The sequence below is a fragment of the Pseudomonas sp. OV546 genome (assembly GCF_900116845.1).
GTDB classification, from domain to species: Bacteria; Pseudomonadota; Gammaproteobacteria; order Pseudomonadales; family Pseudomonadaceae; genus Aquipseudomonas; species Aquipseudomonas petroselini.
This window is the reverse complement of the sequence record NZ_FPCE01000011.1, coordinates 143,333-160,304: the sequence shown is the minus strand read 5'-3', so window position 1 is coordinate 160,304 and position 16,972 is coordinate 143,333. Positions and strand designations below refer to the sequence as shown.

Below are 16,972 nucleotides of genomic sequence, written 5' to 3'. Positions count from 1 at the left end.
ACCCATGAGCACTGAATTTTTCTGGCGCCTGCCGTTGGGCACCGACGGTCCGCAACTGACCACCGACAAACACAACCGTGGCAACCCCGACTACCGACCTGGCAATATCGCCCCGGGGCGATTACCCAACGGAGAGCCGGATGACTTCACCTACATCGACTACATCGCCCAAGTGGCCAAGGCCGCCGAACTAGCAGGTTTTGAAGGCGCCTTGCTGCCCACCGGCCCCGAGCCCTGGATCGCCGCTGCAGCGCTGGCCCGCGAAACCCGGCGCATCAAGTTCCTGATCGCCTTCCAAGCCACCTGGACCCTGCCCGCCTACGCCGCGCAGCAAGCCGCGATCCTGCAGAACCTCAGCCGTGGCCGCCTGGAGTGGAACATCATCACCGGCGGTAACCCCGCGAGCCAGCGCGCCAATGGCGATTTCCTCGAACATGACCTGCGCTACAAGCGCACCGGCGAATTCCTCGACATCATCCAGGGTCTGTGGGAGAACGAAAAATTCTCCTACGATGGTGAGATCTACCAACTGGAAAACGGCGCCCTACCCACCGGCCTGCGTCATGAGCGCAAGCCGGGGGTGTATTTCTCCGGGTTCTCCGATGCTGCGTTGGGCGTTGCCGCCAAACACGCCGACGTGTACCTGAACTGGGCCGAGCCCATCGACAAGCTCAAGCCGCATATCGAGCGCGTACGCGAGTTGGCCGACAAACAAGGGCGCACGGTACGTTTCGGCCTGCGGGTCGACCTGTTCGCCCGTGAGACCGAAGAGCTGGCCTGGAAAGACCTGCGACGCCAATTCGACAAACTCGAAGGCAAGACCAGTACGGTTGCCAAAGGCTTTACCAGCGGTTCGGATTCAGTCGGCGGCGCACGGCAGACCGCCTATCACCAGAACGTCGACCGCTTCGACGACCTGACCATCGGCCCCAACCTCTGGGCTGGTTTCGCCAAGGCCAAGCCGGGACCCACCGTCGGCCTGGTGGGCAGCCACGAAAACATCGCCGAGCGCCTGGTGGAATACCGCGACGCCGGCTTCTCGACCTTTATCCTTGCCGGCAACCCGCACCTTGAGGAAGCCTTGCGCATTGGCCAGGAAGTCTTGCCGCTGGTGCACCAACGCCCGGCGAGCCAACCTTTGAAAGCCAGCGCCTGAGCGCTGGGGGAGAACCTCTGATGACACAACCCCTCGACACCCTCTGGTATACCCGTTGTCCTGTGCCAACCGGGCTGGGCATCGCCGTACAAAAGGGCTGGTTGCAAGACACCGTCGGCGCCTTGGGCACCGAGGTGCAGTCCCTGCGCGAATCGAATGACAAGGCCGTGCGCGAGTCGCACTTCGACCACACCTTGCAGAACTCGGTGCGCCATGGCGGCAATATCCCGGCGATCTGGGCCCGCGCCCAAGGCCGCGAAACCCGGGTGATCGGCTTGTCCTGGGCGGATGAAGTGCAACTGATCCTGACCCGCCCGGACAGCGGTATCAAGACCGTCAAGGACCTCAAGGGCCGCACCTTCGGCTTGCCGGACTGGGCCGGCGTTCAAATCGACTTCACCCGCGCCCAGGCCCTGCGCGGCCTGGAAAACGCGCTGTCGCTGGAAGGCTTGAAAGTCGGCGATATGAAGCTTGTCAACTTCCGCTACGGCGGTACCTTCAGCGACAGCGCCGTGCGCAATGTGGCCGGCACGCCGGTTAACACCCAGGTCAGCGCGCGCAACCTGGAACTGATCGGCCTGCTGCGCGGCGAGGTGGATGCAATATTCCTCAAGGGCGCCAGCGCCGCCCAGCACGCCCATGATTTCGGCCTGCATATCGTGATCGATACCGGCGCCCACCCCGACCCACTGATCCGCAGCAACAACGGCACCCCACGCACGCTGGCGGTAGACCTGAACCTGCTGGAGAACCATTTTGACGTGGCCACTGGCATCCTCGACGCGGTGCTGCGCGCCGAACAGTGGGCCCATACCCACCCGGAAGACACCCGCCGTTACCTGGCGCGGGAAACCAACAGCAGCGAGTATTGGGTGACAGCCGCCTATGGCCACGACGCGCACCTGCGCCTGCGTACCGAGCTGGATGAACAGGCGATTGCTGCCCTGCAGGACTTCACCAACTTTTTGCACCGTTGGCGCTTTATTCCACAGCGCTTCGATGTGCGTGAATGGATCGATGCACGGCCGTTGAACACTGTGCTCAACGACAACGCCAACCCTGCAGGAGCTGGGTTGCCAGCGATGGCCTCCTAATGATTACTGCATCATTCACGGGCGCCATCGCCAGCAAGCCGGGCTCCTGCAATGTGCGAACATTTCATGGATTTGAACGAAGAATTTTATGAGCAAACCACTCGATACTCTCTGGTATACCCACAGCCCGGTCCCCACCGGGCTTGGCATCGCGGTGCAGTCCGGGCGACTGGCCGAAGCCTTCCTGCCCTTTGGCACCAATATCCAATCGTTGCGCGAGTCCACCGAGCGGGAAGTGCGCGAAGCCCACTATGACCATCACCTGCAGAATTCGGTGCGCCACGGTGGCAATATCCCGGCGATCTGGGCCTACGCCAGTGGCGTCGAAACCCGCGTGCTGGGGTTGTCGTGGAGCGACGAGGTGCAGTTGATCCTCACCACCGCAGAGAGCGGAGTCAAGAACGTACGCGACCTGAAAAACCGCCGTTTCGGTCTGCCCAAGTGGGCCAACGTACAGATCGACTTCACGCGTGCCCAGGCCCTGCGGGGCCTGGAAAACGCGCTCAAGCTCGAAGGCTTGAACGTGTCGGACGTAGAACTGGTGGACTACCCCTATGGCGGGACCTACAGCGATAACCAGACCTCCTATGTGTATGGCCCCGAAATCGGACTGGGGGTCAGCCGCTTCAGCCGGCGCAACAATGAACTGATCGGCCTGCTACGCGGCGATATCGACGCGATCTTTCTCAAGGGCGCCCACGCTGTGCACTTGGCCAATGAGTTCGGTTTGCATGTCGTGGTAGACACCGGCTCGCACCCGGACCCGTTGATCCGCAGCAACAACGGCACGCCGCGCACCCTCACCGTGGATATCAACCTGCTGCAAGAGCATTTCGATGCCAGCGTGAAAATCGTCGATACCGTGCTGCGCACTGAGCAATGGGCCTGGGCCAACCCAGATGAAACCCGGCGCTTTCTCGCCAAAGAACTCAATACCAGCGAATACTGGGTCACGGCCGCCTATGGTGAAGATGCGCACCGTCGACTGCGGACCACGCTGGACTCGCGCTCGATCGATGCGTTGCAGGATTTCACCGACTTCCTGTTCCGCTGGAACTTTATCCCGCGCCGCTTCGATGTGCGCGACTGGATCGACTTCAGCGTGCTGGAAAAAGTCATCGGTTCCACTTCACGCGTCGCTGTTTAGTCCGACCCTGCCTGTAGGCGCCCGGCTTGCCGGCGATGGCGCCCGTGAAAACGCCATCGCCGGCAAGCCGAGCTCCTACAATTAATGTGTGATCAGTGCCAGCTGTGTTGGCCTGGCAACACTTTCCCTGCTGCTCCAGCAACACACTGCGCGCACTTTCTGCTGAATCCTCCGCAGGTCGTTTTCACGCCTCTTGAAAGCGTTATAAAACTCAGCTTTGTATATTTTTTTTATAATTAAAATCAGAAACTTACGCTCATGTATCAACACTGAAATCCTCTTGGCACGATCTCTGCTCTACCCCCTTAAGGACATATTTTCCGGGGGAGACTGCAATGCATAAAATCAATCCGATCACCAAGGGCCTTTGGCTCGCTTTGCTCGTCGCCGGCAGCACGCACGCCGCTGAAGACGACGCCAGCAAGACCGAGCCGTCACTCAAGACCGTGACCGTCACCGCGCAACACCGCGAGCAAACCCTGCAAGAGGTTCCGGTGGCGGTATCGGCGGTCCAGGGCACCAGCATCGTCGCCGATGGCGTACGTAACATGGGCGACATCACCACCTTCATTCCCAACGCCTCGGCCAAGAATCCCGACGGCGACGGTCGCCCGCGCTGGTACATCCGCGGACTGGGCACTGGCGACACCGGTGCGGCCACGGTTTACCCCGTAGGCATTTATGCCGATGACGTGTACCTGAACGCACCGATTGCCGGTGGCGGCCCGCTGTGGGACCTGGAGCGCATCGAGATTCTGCGCGGGCCACAGGGCACGCTCTACGGCAAGAACACCACGGCCGGCGCGGTAAATATCATCTCGAAGAAACCGACGTTCGACACCGACGGTTTCGGCACCATCGGCTTTGGCAGCAAGAACGAACGCATCCTCAGCGGCGCCCTCGGCGGTGCTCTGGTGGATGAGAAACTCGCTGCGCGGATCTCGCTGTACTCCGAAGAGCGCGACGGTTTCCAGAAGAACCTGGTGGACGATCACACCTACGGTGACGTGAACAAAAAGGCCGTGCGCCTGCAGTTCTTCGCCCAGCTCAACGACGACCTGGACGCTCTGTGGAAAATCCATAGCCGCGAGTTCAAGGGCGACGGCGCCAACGGTGCGCTGACCCTGGGCCGCTATTACAACGTGGGCTACCAGCGGCCGGCCGGGCGCGATATCGCGCTCAATGTGAAAGACGATTCCAAGCTCAATCACGACGGTACTTCGCTGACCCTCAACTGGCACCTGGGCGACTACACCCTCACGTCCATCAGCGCCTATGACTATATTCGCGGCCAGTCCAGCAGTGACGGCGACTACACGCCGTACGAGGTCAACGGGACCTCCACTGCAGACAACAAATACGCTCAGTATTCCCAGGAAATCCGCCTGGCCTCGCCCCAGCAGGAAACCCTGCGCTGGTTGGCCGGTGCGCACTATTTCCATGAAGATCTGGATAGCACCGCCGGGCGTTTTATCCAGCCCGGCCCGACCCCCAACGGCACAGGTTCGAACCAGATTGGGGGCGCCACGGATTTTCGTGACCTGAGCTACGACCATAAGACTGACAGCTACGCGCTATTCGGCAACCTGACCTACGACTTCACCGACAACTTCAGCGTGACCGGTGGCCTGCGCTGGACCCAGGAAAAGAAAGACATCGACCTCAGCCTGACCCAGTTGACCCGCGCCACCGCCAACGGCCCATTGATCCCGCTAGCCGCCGCCGGCAGCAACGGCAATCGCCAGGAGGATAAAACCTGGGAAGCCTGGACCTACGACCTGACCCCGGAATACCGCATCAACGACAACGTCCGGGTGTTTTTCCGCTACGCCCATGGCTTCCGTTCCGGCGGTTTCAACACCGGGTTGTCCACCAGCCTGTCGCAACTGACCACGGTAGACCCGGAACAACTCGACGCCTATGAGTTCGGCGTGAAGTCCGAGTGGTTCAACCATCGCCTGACCGCTAACGCGAATATCTTCTACTACGACTATTCGGACATTCAGGTGAACCTGCTGACGGTTAACAACGGAGTACTGACAACCGCCTTGACCAACGGCGCCAAGGGTAAGGTCAAAGGTGCCGAGCTGGAACTGGAAGGCCAACCCACCGACTACCTGCACCTGCGTGCAGCGATCTCGTTCCTGGACAGCGAATACACCGATTTCAAAAACACCAACCCCACCACCGGCGCAGTCACCGGCGACTATAGCGGCAACAGCTTCGTGCGCTCGCCGCGTAATGTGGTGTCCTTGGGCGGCGACTACACCATCCCACTGGAAATCGGCGGCAAGCTGGTGGCGGGGGCGGATGTGAGTTTCCGCGACAAGGAATACTTCCTCGCCGACCGCCAGAGTAGCGCCGATAAGGACCTGAGCCAGCCTCACTACACCTTGGCTAACAGTCGCCTGACCTGGTACAGCACCGACGAAAAACTCAGCGTCACCGGCTTCGTCAACAACCTCACCGACCGCCGCTACCAAGTCCATGGCCGGCCGAACGGTGGCTTGGGCCAGTACGTGATCACCTACGGCGACCCTCGCACCGTAGGCCTGAGCGTGACCAGCCGCTTCTAACCCAACCACACCTCCACTCCCTGTAGGAGCCGGCAAGCCGGGCTCCTACATTCTGAAAGGACCTTTTTATGTTCCAACGCACTCCGTTGGCCGGCGCCATTGCGCTGGTCATGGGCAGCCTTGCCGTGCCTGTATTTGCGGCAGACGATACGCAGCCAACTGCAAAAAACGATCGCCTGGACACCGTAGTGGTACTAGGCACCCGCCGCAGCGACTTGACCGCCCTGCAAAGCGCAGCACCCGTCGACGTACTGTCTGGCGAGCAATTGCAGCAAACCGGCGCCACCGATCTGTCCGGCGCCCTCACCGCCTTGTCGCCGTCGTTCAACTTCCCACAATCACCTCAAGGAGCCTTCGGCGGCTCCATCGCCCAGGGCGCTTCGCTGCGTGGCTTGGCGTCGGACCAAGTGCTGGTGCTGGTCAACGGCAAGCGCCGTCACAGCAGCGCGAATATCACCCGTCAGAGCCTGGTGAATGGGCGTGGCGCGGCGGCGGTGGACTTGAGCCTGATTCCGTTGAGTGCGATCCAGCGCGTAGAGATCCTGCGCGACGGCGCCGCAGCCCAATATGGCTCCGACGCCATCGCGGGGGTAATCAACATTGTGCTCAAGGAAAACGACGACGGCGGCAACCTGGGCTATCGCTTTGGCGGCTATGACAAAGGCGATGGCCTGCAGCGTAAGCTCAACGGCTGGAAGGGTTTCACCCTGCCCAACGACGGCTTCCTGACCTTGAGCTTCGATGCCGGCAGCCAAGACCCGGCCAGCGACACCAACCCCGACAACCGGATCTTTTACCCCGGCGATACCAGCATTAACACGCCCCGCGAGCAGAATAACCGCTACCGCACTTGGCGTTGGGGTGCGGGCAATGTCTCGGACCAGTACAACTTCGTGGCCAACAGCGAGGTCGGCATCGGCGAGAGCCTGACCGCCTACGGCTTCGCCACCTACTCCCACAAGAACACCGACGCCGAAGGTTTCTTCGACCCGCCCACCACCTTGCGTAACAACTACGGCAGTAACGCGTTGGCGCGCTACCCGGACGGCCGCTTGCCGATCACCCGCTACGGCCTGGAGGATTATGCGGTGACCGGCGGGCTGCGTTGGGAGAACGAGCGCCTGGGCAAATTCGACCTGGCGCTCAACCATGGCAACAACACCCTCAAATCCACCGACCGCAATGCGATCAACCCCAGCTATGGCACCAATAGCCCATCGAAGATCTACACCGGAGAGCGCGAAAACGACCAGACCAACCTGACCCTGGACTGGGTGCGCGACTTCCCTACCGACCTGTTGTTCAAGCCGCTGACACTCTCCGCCGGGCTGGCCTGGCGTAAGGAAAACTATCAACTGAGCGCGGGTGAAGCGGCGGGCTGGCAGAACGGCCCGCTGTTCAACACGGCCGACCCGATCACCGGGCGCCGAATTCCAGGTTATTACTCAGGCATCACCCAGGTAGATGCTGCCTCGCTGGATCGAAAGGTACTGGGCGCCTACATTGACGTCGAGGGCCAGGTTACCGAGAAATTCCAGGCCGGCGTGGCGGTGCGTACTGAGCACTATTCGGACTTTGGCGACACCACCAACGGCAAACTGTCCCTGCGCTACGACTTCACTCCACAGATCGCCGCACGGGCCACTGCGAGCACCGGGTATCGCGCGCCTTCGTTGGTGCAGAGCGGCATGTCCTCGTTCAGTGTGCAGGTGGTAGAGCAACCATCGGGCAGCGGCAACTTCGTCGAGGTGCAACAACGTACGTTGCGCGCCAACAGCCCGGAAGCCCAGGCGCTTGGCGGCAAGGCGCTCAAGCCGGAGGAGTCGACCAACTATTCCCTGGGCCTGGTCTGGCGCCCACTGGAAAATGCCTCGGTCACGGTGGACGCGTACCGCATCAACATCGACAACCGCATCACCCTTTCCGACCAGTTGCCCGCCAGCGTGGTCACGCCGATCTTTGCCGGTACGCCTTACGCCAATATCCAGAGCGCGGCGTTCTACACCAACGTCGCCGACACCCGCACCGACGGTATCGAGTTGACCGGCAATTACCAGTGGGACCTGCAGCAATGGGGCCGCCTGAACCTGAGCAGCGGCTTTGCCAAGACCGACACCACCATCACTGGCTTGCGCGATGTGGGCAATATCAAGGGTTCGCAGATTGTCGGACGCAACACGCAGGGCCTGATCGAGGAAGGCACGCCGGACACCAAGCTGACCCTGAGCGCCAACTGGCTGTATGAAAACTGGGGCCTGACCGTGGCCCAGCGCCGCTATGGCGAATGGAAAAGCCTCAACGCCACCAATCCCAGCCTCGATCAAACCTACAGCCCTCAATGGGTGACCGATCTCGACCTGTCGTACACCTTCCACAAGGGCGTAAAAGTCTCGGTGGGTGCGATCAATCTGTTCGATACCCACCCTGACAAATCCGATGGTGCGCAGTTGTATGGGGTACCGAAATACTCCATCACCAGCCCGGAAGGCGCACAGGGGGCGTTTTATTACACCAGCGTGAGCTACGACTTCTGAGGCGGCTGCTGAATGGGTGCTGCCCCAGCAGCACCCCATCACCAATTGCCCGTTTGCCATGAGCTGATCTTACGGGTCTCATCGCCGGCAAGCCGGGCTCCTACAGATGGGTTGGGTTGTGGCACATGTTTTGCGATGGACACGTTGTACTTCGCTGAAAAGACTTGCCATGCGCACCCATCGATTGTTCACCGCTCTCACCTGGCTGATCTCGCCCCTGGCTTTGCTCGCCGTCTGGACGTGGGTGGCCCACCTCGGGATTTTCCCGCGCAACCTGCTAGTACCACCGGCCCAGGTGCTGCACACCTTCGAAGAACTGCTGGCCAGCGGCGAATTGCTCGAACACCTGGGTAATAGCTTGTCGCGGCTCGGCCTGGGCTTTGGCATTGGTTCACTGTGTGGCTTGGCCTTCGGCGTGCTGATGGCCTTGTCCAAGAACGTCGAGGTGTACTGCGGGCCGCTGTTCCACACCCTGCGCCAGATCCCCAGCATCGCGTTGATACCGATGTTCGTGCTGCTGTTCGGCATTGATGAAACCTTCAAGATCATTATCGTCGCCAAAACCGCGTTCTTCCCGGTGGCACTCGCCGCAGGAGAAGGGGTACGCGGCATTCCGCGCAGTTACTTCGAAGTGGCCGACGTGTACCGCTTGCGCTGGCCGACCTTTGTGCGCCTGGTGGCTCTGCCCGCCGCCGCGCCGCCGATCATCACCGGCTTTCGCATCAGCTTGACCCGTGCATGGGTGGTGCTGGTCGCCACTGAGTTGCTGGCGGCCGACAGTGGGCTGGGGCAGATGATCGAGATGGCCCGGCAGATGCTGCGCATCGATGTGGTGATGGTCGGTGTAGTGGTCACCGGGGTGATTGGGTTTGCCCTCGACTATGCCTTTCGCCGTATCGAACAGCGCCTATTTCGCTGGCAGACACGCTAGGAGCCTCACATGCTGCCCTTACTGAAAAAATCCCGAGGACTGCTGCTGCCACTGCTGCTGGTGCTCGCCTGGGAATACGCCTCACGCCAGGACGCTGCCGGGGCCTATGCCTTCGTGCCGTTATCGGCAATCGGCCCCGCGTTGCTGGAAATGCTCGGCAACGGCGAACTACTGGTCAACCTGCTGGCAAGCCTGGCGCGTACCAGCAGTGGCTTGCTACTGGGCATTGTGTTCGGCGTGATGCTGGGGGTGCTGATGGCACTGTCCAGCGTAGCCAACCGTTTGATCGGCCCGCTGTTCCACTCGATTCGTCAGGTACCGATGCTTGGCTGGATCCCGCTGATTGCGATGTGGTTCGGCAACGGCGAGTTTTCCAAAGTGCTGATCGTCACCCTTGCCGCGTTCTACCCGATGGTACTGAACACCTACCAGGGTTTCAGCCATGTGGAGCGCCGTTACCGGGAAGTTGGCCAGGTGCTGGTGCTCACCCCTGTTCAGCAATTCACCCAGGTGCTGCTGCCGGCGGCGTTGCCGAGTATCGCCACCGGCGTGCTGCACGCGCTGGCATTCGCCTGGGTCACCGCGATAGGCAGTGAATTGTTCCTGTCCTCCGGGGCGGGCCTGGGCAATCTGATGATGAACGCAGAGGCCGGCTCGCGCATGGAAGTGATCGTGCTCAGCGTGCTGTGCATCGGCTTGCTCGGCTACCTGATGACCCTGTTATTCACCCTGCTGAGCCGCCACCTGTTGCGCTGGCGCAACCTCCGTTGAAAGGCCCTGATATGAACGCAATCGCTTCCCCGCTATACCTGCAAACCGGTGCGCTGCAGATTCGCGGCCTGAACAAGACATACCAGATCGAAGGCCGTTCACTGCCGGTGTTGCACGACATCCAGCTCGACGTGCGCCCTGGCGAGTTTGTCAGCATTGTCGGCGCCAGCGGCTGCGGAAAATCCACTTTGCTGCGACTCATTGTCGGCCTGGAAGCCGAATACGGAGGCGATATTTTGCTGGACGGCAAGCGTATCGCCGCCACCAGCCTGGAACGCGGCATCGTGTTCCAGGACCATCGCCTGTTCCCCTGGATGACCGTCAGCCAGAACATCGCCCTGGCCCTGAAAAACCACAAGCTGGCCCAGGTGGAGAAAGACCGTCAGGTAGCTGAACACATCACGCTGGTGAACCTTGAAGGATTTGAAAATGCCTACCCCCATCAGCTCTCCGGCGGCATGGCGCAGCGCGCCGCGATCGCCAGGGCGCTGATCAACAAGCCAAAGGTGTTGCTACTGGATGAACCGCTGGGCGCCCTCGATGCCTTGACCCGCGTGCACCTGCAACGCGAGCTGCAACGCATCTGGGTACAGCAGCGTTGCACGGTGATTATGGTCACCCACGATATTGAAGAGGCGTTATACCTGGGAGATCGAGTGATCGTGATGGACGCACATCCGGGCCGGATCAAGCATGAAATCCGGGTAGACCTGCCCCATCCGAGGGATCGGACATCATCAGTGCTACAGGGGTATAAGGAGGAGTTGCTGGAAGAATTGGTAGGGCATTGAACCTGCCTCTCACAGGCTGCACCTTTCCGCTCCCTTACGTCTGAGAACATGGGCATAACCTTAGCTGTCGATATTCTTATTCCTCCCGCCCGGCCATGGGTAGATTGTTAGCCACTTACCCCATTGGAGGATGTGGCGCATGGCGGAATCAGTGGTGTGGATTGCCGGGGTCGGCGCGGTTGCCGGGCTGGGTGCAGCCTTAGCACGGCGTTTTGCCCGCGAGGACTACCGCGTAGCGGTCAGCGGCAGGAGCCAGGACAAGTTGCAGACGGTGGTGGCTGATATAGAAGCGAACGGCGGCAAAGCCAATGCAATCGTGGCCGACTTGGGTATCGAAGCCGACGTGCTCGCCGCCATCGCCCAGGTCAATGAGCTCGGCACACTCAGGGCGGCGATCTTCAACGTGGGCAATTCGGTGTCCAAGCCGGCGCTCGAGTTGAGCGCCGAGTTGTTCGAGCAAACCTGGCGCGCCTCGACATTGGGGGGCTTTTTATTCGCCCGCGAAGCCACCCGCACCTTGCTCGCCAATGGTGGCGGCAGCCTGTTATTTACCGGCGCCACCGCCTCACTGCGCGGCAAGCCGCCGTACACCGCGTTTGCGGCAGGCAAGGCCGGGCTGCGCTCGGTAAGCCAGTCGTTTGCGCGGGAATTCGGCCCACAGAATGTGCATGTCGCCCATGTGGTCATCGACGGTTCCATCGATGGCGAGCGCGTGAAAAGCCGTGCGCCCGACTACCTGACCAAGCTGGGCGAGGACGGCGCATTGCGGCTCGAAGACATCGCCGACGCCTATTGGTATCTGCACACCCAACCGCGCAGCGCCTGGACCCAGGAGCTGGACTTGCGGCCATTCAAGGAACCGTTCTGACACCGGGAGATGGTTATGGGAACCCATCAGACACAACTCGCGCCCGCCTCCGTGCTCGGCGTGCTCAATTACCTGAAAGACACCGGCGAGCGCCCGGTGAACTACACCTACCCGCCACCCGATGGCGCGGCCCAGCGCAGCGGCGTACTTGACCCTACCCAGGTGACCATCCATAACGCGCGGTTGCTGGATACATCTGCGAGCCTGCAGCGTGAGGGCTTCGAGAAGGTCGAGCACGCCAGCGCAGTGGTCAACCTGGAGGATGACGAACAGGTGCGCCTGCATTACTACCCGGAAACCGAAGCCCTGCTCAAACAGCAGACTGGTGCGATAAAGGTGGTGATTTTCGACCATACGATTCGCGTCGATGACCCTGGCCGTGAGGCGCGTGGCCTGCGCGAGCCGGTGCGCTACGTGCACAACGACCAGACCGAACGCTCGGCGATTCGCCGTGTGCGCGACCACCTCGACCCAGACGAAGCCGAACAGCGCCTGCTCAAACGCTTTGCGATCATCAATGTGTGGCGGCCCATCGGCGCGACAGTGCTGAGCACGCCCCTTGCCTTGTGCGATGCGCGTAGCATGGTCGATAGCGATTTGTTGCCCAGCGACCTGGTGTATCGCGACAAGGTCGGCGAAACGTTTTCGGTCAAGGCTAACCCGGCTCACCGCTGGTTTTACTATCCGCAGTTGCGACCAGACGAGGCCTTGCTGTTGAAGATCCACGATTCGCGGCGGGATGTAGCCAGGCTGAGTGCACACACCGCATTTGATGACCCCACCACGCCAAAGGACGCGCCGCCACGGCGCAGCATCGAATTGCGCGCACTGGTGTTCTTCGACACGTAAATCAAGGCTTCACCCAGCAACGGATCGCGGCTAACCTTGGTCACCGGCCAAGCCTGCGATCCGCGCTTGCCGAACAAAATGATTTCGGAAGCCGCTGCCACCATGGATATTTCTTCAGCTCCTCCCCCGCCCACCAGCAGTAAGGAAAACGCCGGTGGGCGCGTTCAGGTTATCGACCGTTCGATCGTACTGTTGCGCACCCTGTCGGGCCTCAAGCATGGCGCCAGCGCGCTGGACCTGGCGCGACTGACCGGTATAGACCGCACCACCATTCATCGCCTGCTCAAGACCCTGACCCACTGGAGCCTGATCGAATCCCAGGGCGGCACCTATCGCATCGGCCCGGAATGCCTGATCTACTCGGCGGCGTACCTGAACCGCCTGAACCTGCGCAAGATCGCCCTGCCCTACGCCATCGAGTTGCAACGGGTGATCGGCGAGCGCCAGGCGATTGTGTCGTTGTCGGTGCCGGTGGGTGACCAAGTGGTGTTGATCGAGCGGATGTGGACACCGACCACGCCGCTCAACGTGATTGTCGACCTGGCCGACCAATTCCCCATCGACGGCAGCCCCAGCGGGCGTGCGGTACTCGCCACCTACAGCGAGACGGCCGCACAGGCAATCCTCGGCGAAGCGCGTTACGCCAAAGCCCTGCCGGCACTGGAGCAAATTCGCAGCCAGCAGGACTTCGCCTTCGGCCACGGCGAGTTCAAGCCGGGCCTGTCTTCGGTGGCGTTTCCGATTCGCGTGGAAGCCGGGCAAGCCATTGGCGCGGTCGTCGTTGCCGGGCTTGAGATGGAAGACGAAACCCACCCCGGCTCTTCCCTGGCCAGCCACGTGCGCCGCGCCTGTGAAGGTATCGCGGCGCAGTTGGGCAACCTTTAGGGCTTGAGGCCCAGTGCGGCGAGCAGGCGGTTTTTCTGCACCTTGCCGTAGTGGGAGCGCGGTAGTTCGTCGATGAAGTAAATGCGGCGCGGCACCTTGTAGCGCGACAAACCGGCGCGGCAGTGGTCCATCAACTGCTGTGCCGATAGCTCTCGCGAACCCTCCAATACCACGGCTGCGCATACTTGCTCGCCCCACTCCAGGTCCTCCAGGCCAAACACGTGGGCGTCCTGCACGCCGGGATGGCTCAGCAGGTTCTGTTCGACTTCACCGGGCTGCACGGATTTGCCGCCGCTGCGGATGATGTCCTTGCAACGCCCCAGCACTCGCAGCAGCCCATCGGCGCCAATGCGCCCTAGGTCACCGCTGCGCAGCCAGCCGTTGTCCAGGGTCTTAGCACTGAGCGCTTCAAGTTGCCAGTAGCCACTCATCAATTGCGGGCCGCCGAGCAGAATCTCGCCCACACCGTTTGCGTCCGGTTGATCGATACGGATCGCGGCGCTGAACAACGGTCGGCCCACCACACCTTCGCCACTGTCGCCGGCCGCGCGCACCGCCGACATTTGCGCGGGCGAGAGGTAGCAACTCCAGGGCGCTTCGGTCATGCCGTAGAGCACGCCGATGCGTTCACTGAACAAACTGCATGAGCCTTCCAGCACGTCGCCGGTCAACGCGGCAGCGCCGATATCGAGGCTCTTGAATACCGGAAGATCGGCCGCTGCAGGGCCGGTTTCGCGCAACAGACGCAGTAATTGCGTAGGCACAAGAGAGCTGAACGCCACATGGTACTCAGTAAGCTGAGCGATGAATGCCTTGCCGTCGAAGCGACCACCCAACACCACTCGGCCGCCGCTGAGCAAATGGGCCAGCACCGCCACCGCTGCAATCGGCCATAGCGGGCGGACGTTGAGCAGTACATCGCCGACCACGGCGCCGCGGCCCATGACGATGTTCTGCAACACCGCGCACAAGCTGGCATGCCGATGCATCACCGCCTTGGGCGTGCCGGTGGTGCCGCCGGTGTAGTTGAGCGAGGCCAGCGCCTGGGGTGATTGCGCCGGGCGTGGAAGGATGTCGAAGGGGTTGGAGTCGGTCACGGCTTGCAGCGGCAGGCAACGGATGCCCAAGCCTTGCGCCACACCGGCGTACTGCTCGGAAAACAGCAGCAAGGCAGCGCCCGCGTCCTGTAGCTGAGCAAGCAATTCGTCAAGCGCCAGGGCCGGGTCCAGCGGCACACGCACACGGCCGCTGGCCATGCAGCCATAGTCGGCCAGCAGGTAGTCAATGCTGGCGTCGGCCAGTAAGGCCACCCGCGCACCGGCCGGGATTTGCAACTGATCCAATGCTTGGCCGACGCCGCTGAGGGCGCGGTCCAATTCGTCAAACGTGAGGGTGCGTGCACTGGCCGGTTCGTGCAGTGCGATGTGGTCGGGCCATTTAAAGGCCGCCTGGCTGAGCAGCGTACTGATGTCCATGCTTACCACCCGCTCAACACAATGCGCCCATTGACCTGACGCGATTCCAGCAGCGCGTGGGCCTCGGCCACTTGGTGAAACGGCAGCACACGGTCAATCAACGGCTTGACCTGCCCGCCCTTGATCAATGCCAGCGCCAGGCGCACTTCTTCGAGGGTGGCGCTGCCGGAGCCTTGTACCCGCAGGCGTCGGCCGATCAACAGCCCTGGGTTGATCGGCACACTGACGGGCGTCACATTGCCCAATACCACCACGCGCCCTCCGAGGGCCATGCTGCGCAGGGTGTCTTCGAGGGTGCTGCCGAGGTTTTCCATGGCCACGTCCACACCGCGTTTGCCCGTGAGTTTCCACACCTCGGCGCTGTAGCTGCCGCTGCTCACAATCACGTCATCGGCGCCCAGGCTATGGAGAAAATCACGCTTGTCCGCACTGCCTGTGACGGCGATGACCCGCGCGCCTACCGCCTTGGCCAATTGGATCTGATGGGCGCCCAGGCCACCGCTGGCGCCATTGATCAACACGCTTTCGCCGGGTTTGAGCGCGGCCTCGCCGTGCAACGCGCGCACGCTGGTGCCGATCGGGCAGGACGCCAAGGCGGCCGGGATGTAGTCCAGACCGTCGGGCAGTTCGATGGCGGAGATCGCGGGTACTCGCAGGTATTCGGCATAGGCGCCTTCGGTGTCCACCGAAGGCAAGCCGAGGGCGCGGCACAAATCCTGGCGCCCGCGCAGGCAGTCACGGCACTGGCCACAAAAACGACGTTGATAAACCACGACCCTGGCGCCAACCGCTAGGTGATGCACGCCGGCGCCGACCTCAACCACTTCCCCCGCCACTTCATGGCCCAGCACCACACCCGTATGAGCCCCCGGCAAGCGCCCGGCACGATGTAGCAGATCGTGATGGCAAACCCCGGCAGCGGCGACTTTAACCAGCACTTCACCCGCGCCAACCTGCGGGGTCGGCACCTCCTCGACCTGCAATTGCTCCGGCCCGCCGAAGGCTTTTAGAACTATGGCTTTCATTTTTTATAACCGTTTTTGACCCGATAAGAATATGTTCATATAACAAACATCTTGTTTGCATTGTGCACATCCATTAAGTTTTCCTCACTTTGGCGCTGACCTCAAGGGGTAATCGCGTCTTTCTTTCACACCGGATAAAAAGCACCCCATGACAGTCGAGTATCAAAATATTGGCGAAGGAATCCTGGTGGTCACCCTCAACCGCCAGGAGCGCCTCAACGCACTGGACAGCCAGGCCAAGCACGCGCTGGCCGAGGTTTGGCAGCGCGCGCAGCAAGACACAGCCGTGCGCGCCATCGTGCTGCGCGGTGCCGGCGAGCGGGCGTTTTGCGCCGGCTCCGACCTCAAGGAGATCGACGCCACCGGCGAGACCGTCAGCAGCGAAGTCCTGGCCCGTGCCCTGCCCGGTGTCGGCAACGATTTGAGCAAGCCGGTGATTGCCGCGTTGCACGGCCACACCCTGGGCCTGGGCATCAGCCTGGCGATTCATTGCGATTTCCGTCTTGCGCGGCACGACACGCGCTTTCACTTCCCCGAAGTGCAGCACGGCATGTTGTCCGGCTTCAGTGCGATGACCCTGCCCAGCCTGATAGGCGAAGCAGCGGCCCTGGACATCATGCTCAGCGCACGCAAGTTCGACGCCCAGGAGGCGCTGGCCATCGGCCTGGTCAACCAGGTGGTGGACGACGCCTACGCCAGCGCGCTGGAACTGGCCGCACGCCTGGCCAGCCATTCCTCTAAGGCCGTGGAATGGACCAAGACCTTGCTGCTGGCCGAACGCAAAGCCCGACTGACGCGGCAGATGGCACTGGTCGACCAGGCCCGCCAGGACGTGATGCTGGGGCGTTGACCTCAACCCATAACTAGAAA

The 16,972-nt window shown here is 61.7% G+C and carries 14 protein-coding genes; 12 read left to right on the top strand and 2 right to left on the bottom strand.

The features are described 5' to 3' along the window. The first annotated feature begins 4 nt into the window (after positions 1-4). The 11 genes from BM403_RS23325 to BM403_RS23275 all read left to right on the top strand — a co-directional run bounded on the left by BM403_RS23325 (position 5) and on the right by BM403_RS23275 (position 13,602). Entirely contained in the window at positions 5-1,156 is a 1,152-nt protein-coding gene (locus tag BM403_RS23325; protein WP_093545094.1) for an LLM class flavin-dependent oxidoreductase, read from the top strand. A gap of 20 nt (positions 1,157-1,176) precedes the next feature. Beyond that, complete coding sequence (locus tag BM403_RS23320; protein ID WP_093545092.1) at positions 1,177-2,250, top strand: ABC transporter substrate-binding protein; 1,074 nt, start codon at positions 1,177-1,179, stop codon at positions 2,248-2,250. A gap of 88 nt (positions 2,251-2,338) precedes the next feature. After that, positions 2,339-3,397 (top strand): ABC transporter substrate-binding protein, encoded by a 1,059-nt coding sequence (locus BM403_RS23315; protein ID WP_065941389.1) that lies wholly within the window; start codon positions 2,339-2,341, stop codon positions 3,395-3,397. A 335-nt stretch (positions 3,398-3,732) separates the two neighbouring features. Beyond that, entirely contained in the window at positions 3,733-5,973 is a 2,241-nt protein-coding gene (locus BM403_RS23310; protein WP_093545089.1) for a TonB-dependent receptor, read from the top strand. A gap of 68 nt (positions 5,974-6,041) precedes the next feature. After that, positions 6,042-8,507, top strand: coding sequence for a TonB-dependent receptor plug domain-containing protein (locus BM403_RS23305; RefSeq protein WP_093545086.1), 2,466 nt, complete (start codon positions 6,042-6,044; stop codon positions 8,505-8,507). Positions 8,508-8,676: 169 nt separating this feature from the next. Beyond that, on the top strand, positions 8,677-9,438 hold the full coding sequence (locus tag BM403_RS23300) for an ABC transporter permease (protein ID WP_065927648.1): 762 nt from the start codon (positions 8,677-8,679) through the stop codon (positions 9,436-9,438). Between the two features lie 9 nt (positions 9,439-9,447). Beyond that, on the top strand, positions 9,448-10,209 hold the full coding sequence (locus BM403_RS23295) for an ABC transporter permease (RefSeq protein ID WP_093545084.1): 762 nt from the start codon (positions 9,448-9,450) through the stop codon (positions 10,207-10,209). An 11-nt stretch (positions 10,210-10,220) separates the two neighbouring features. Next, positions 10,221-11,000 (top strand): ABC transporter ATP-binding protein, encoded by a 780-nt coding sequence (locus BM403_RS23290; protein ID WP_093545081.1) that lies wholly within the window; start codon positions 10,221-10,223, stop codon positions 10,998-11,000. Between the two features lie 139 nt (positions 11,001-11,139). Beyond that, positions 11,140-11,868, top strand: a complete 729-nt coding sequence (locus BM403_RS23285) for an SDR family NAD(P)-dependent oxidoreductase (protein WP_093545079.1) — start codon at positions 11,140-11,142, stop codon at positions 11,866-11,868. A gap of 15 nt (positions 11,869-11,883) precedes the next feature. Continuing rightward, entirely contained in the window at positions 11,884-12,717 is an 834-nt protein-coding gene (locus tag BM403_RS23280; protein ID WP_043205147.1) for a CmcJ/NvfI family oxidoreductase, read from the top strand. A 102-nt stretch (positions 12,718-12,819) separates the two neighbouring features. Beyond that, positions 12,820-13,602, top strand: a complete 783-nt coding sequence (locus BM403_RS23275; RefSeq protein WP_012723440.1) for an IclR family transcriptional regulator — start codon at positions 12,820-12,822, stop codon at positions 13,600-13,602. On the opposite strand, the gene BM403_RS23270 is transcribed toward BM403_RS23275, so the two are convergent. Both BM403_RS23270 and BM403_RS23265 read right to left on the bottom strand, forming a co-directional pair. Next, complete coding sequence (locus BM403_RS23270) at positions 13,599-15,077, bottom strand: class I adenylate-forming enzyme family protein (RefSeq protein WP_093545077.1); 1,479 nt, start codon at positions 15,075-15,077, stop codon at positions 13,599-13,601. The genes BM403_RS23275 and BM403_RS23270 overlap by 4 nt on opposite strands. 2 nt (positions 15,078-15,079) lie before the next feature. Beyond that, positions 15,080-16,102, bottom strand: a complete 1,023-nt coding sequence (locus BM403_RS23265; RefSeq protein ID WP_093545074.1) for an alcohol dehydrogenase catalytic domain-containing protein — start codon at positions 16,100-16,102, stop codon at positions 15,080-15,082. A gap of 148 nt (positions 16,103-16,250) precedes the next feature. Between BM403_RS23265 and BM403_RS23260 the strand changes: the two genes are divergently transcribed. Further along, positions 16,251-16,952 (top strand): enoyl-CoA hydratase/isomerase family protein, encoded by a 702-nt coding sequence (locus BM403_RS23260; RefSeq protein ID WP_093545071.1) that lies wholly within the window; start codon positions 16,251-16,253, stop codon positions 16,950-16,952. The last annotated feature ends 20 nt before the right edge of the window (positions 16,953-16,972 follow it).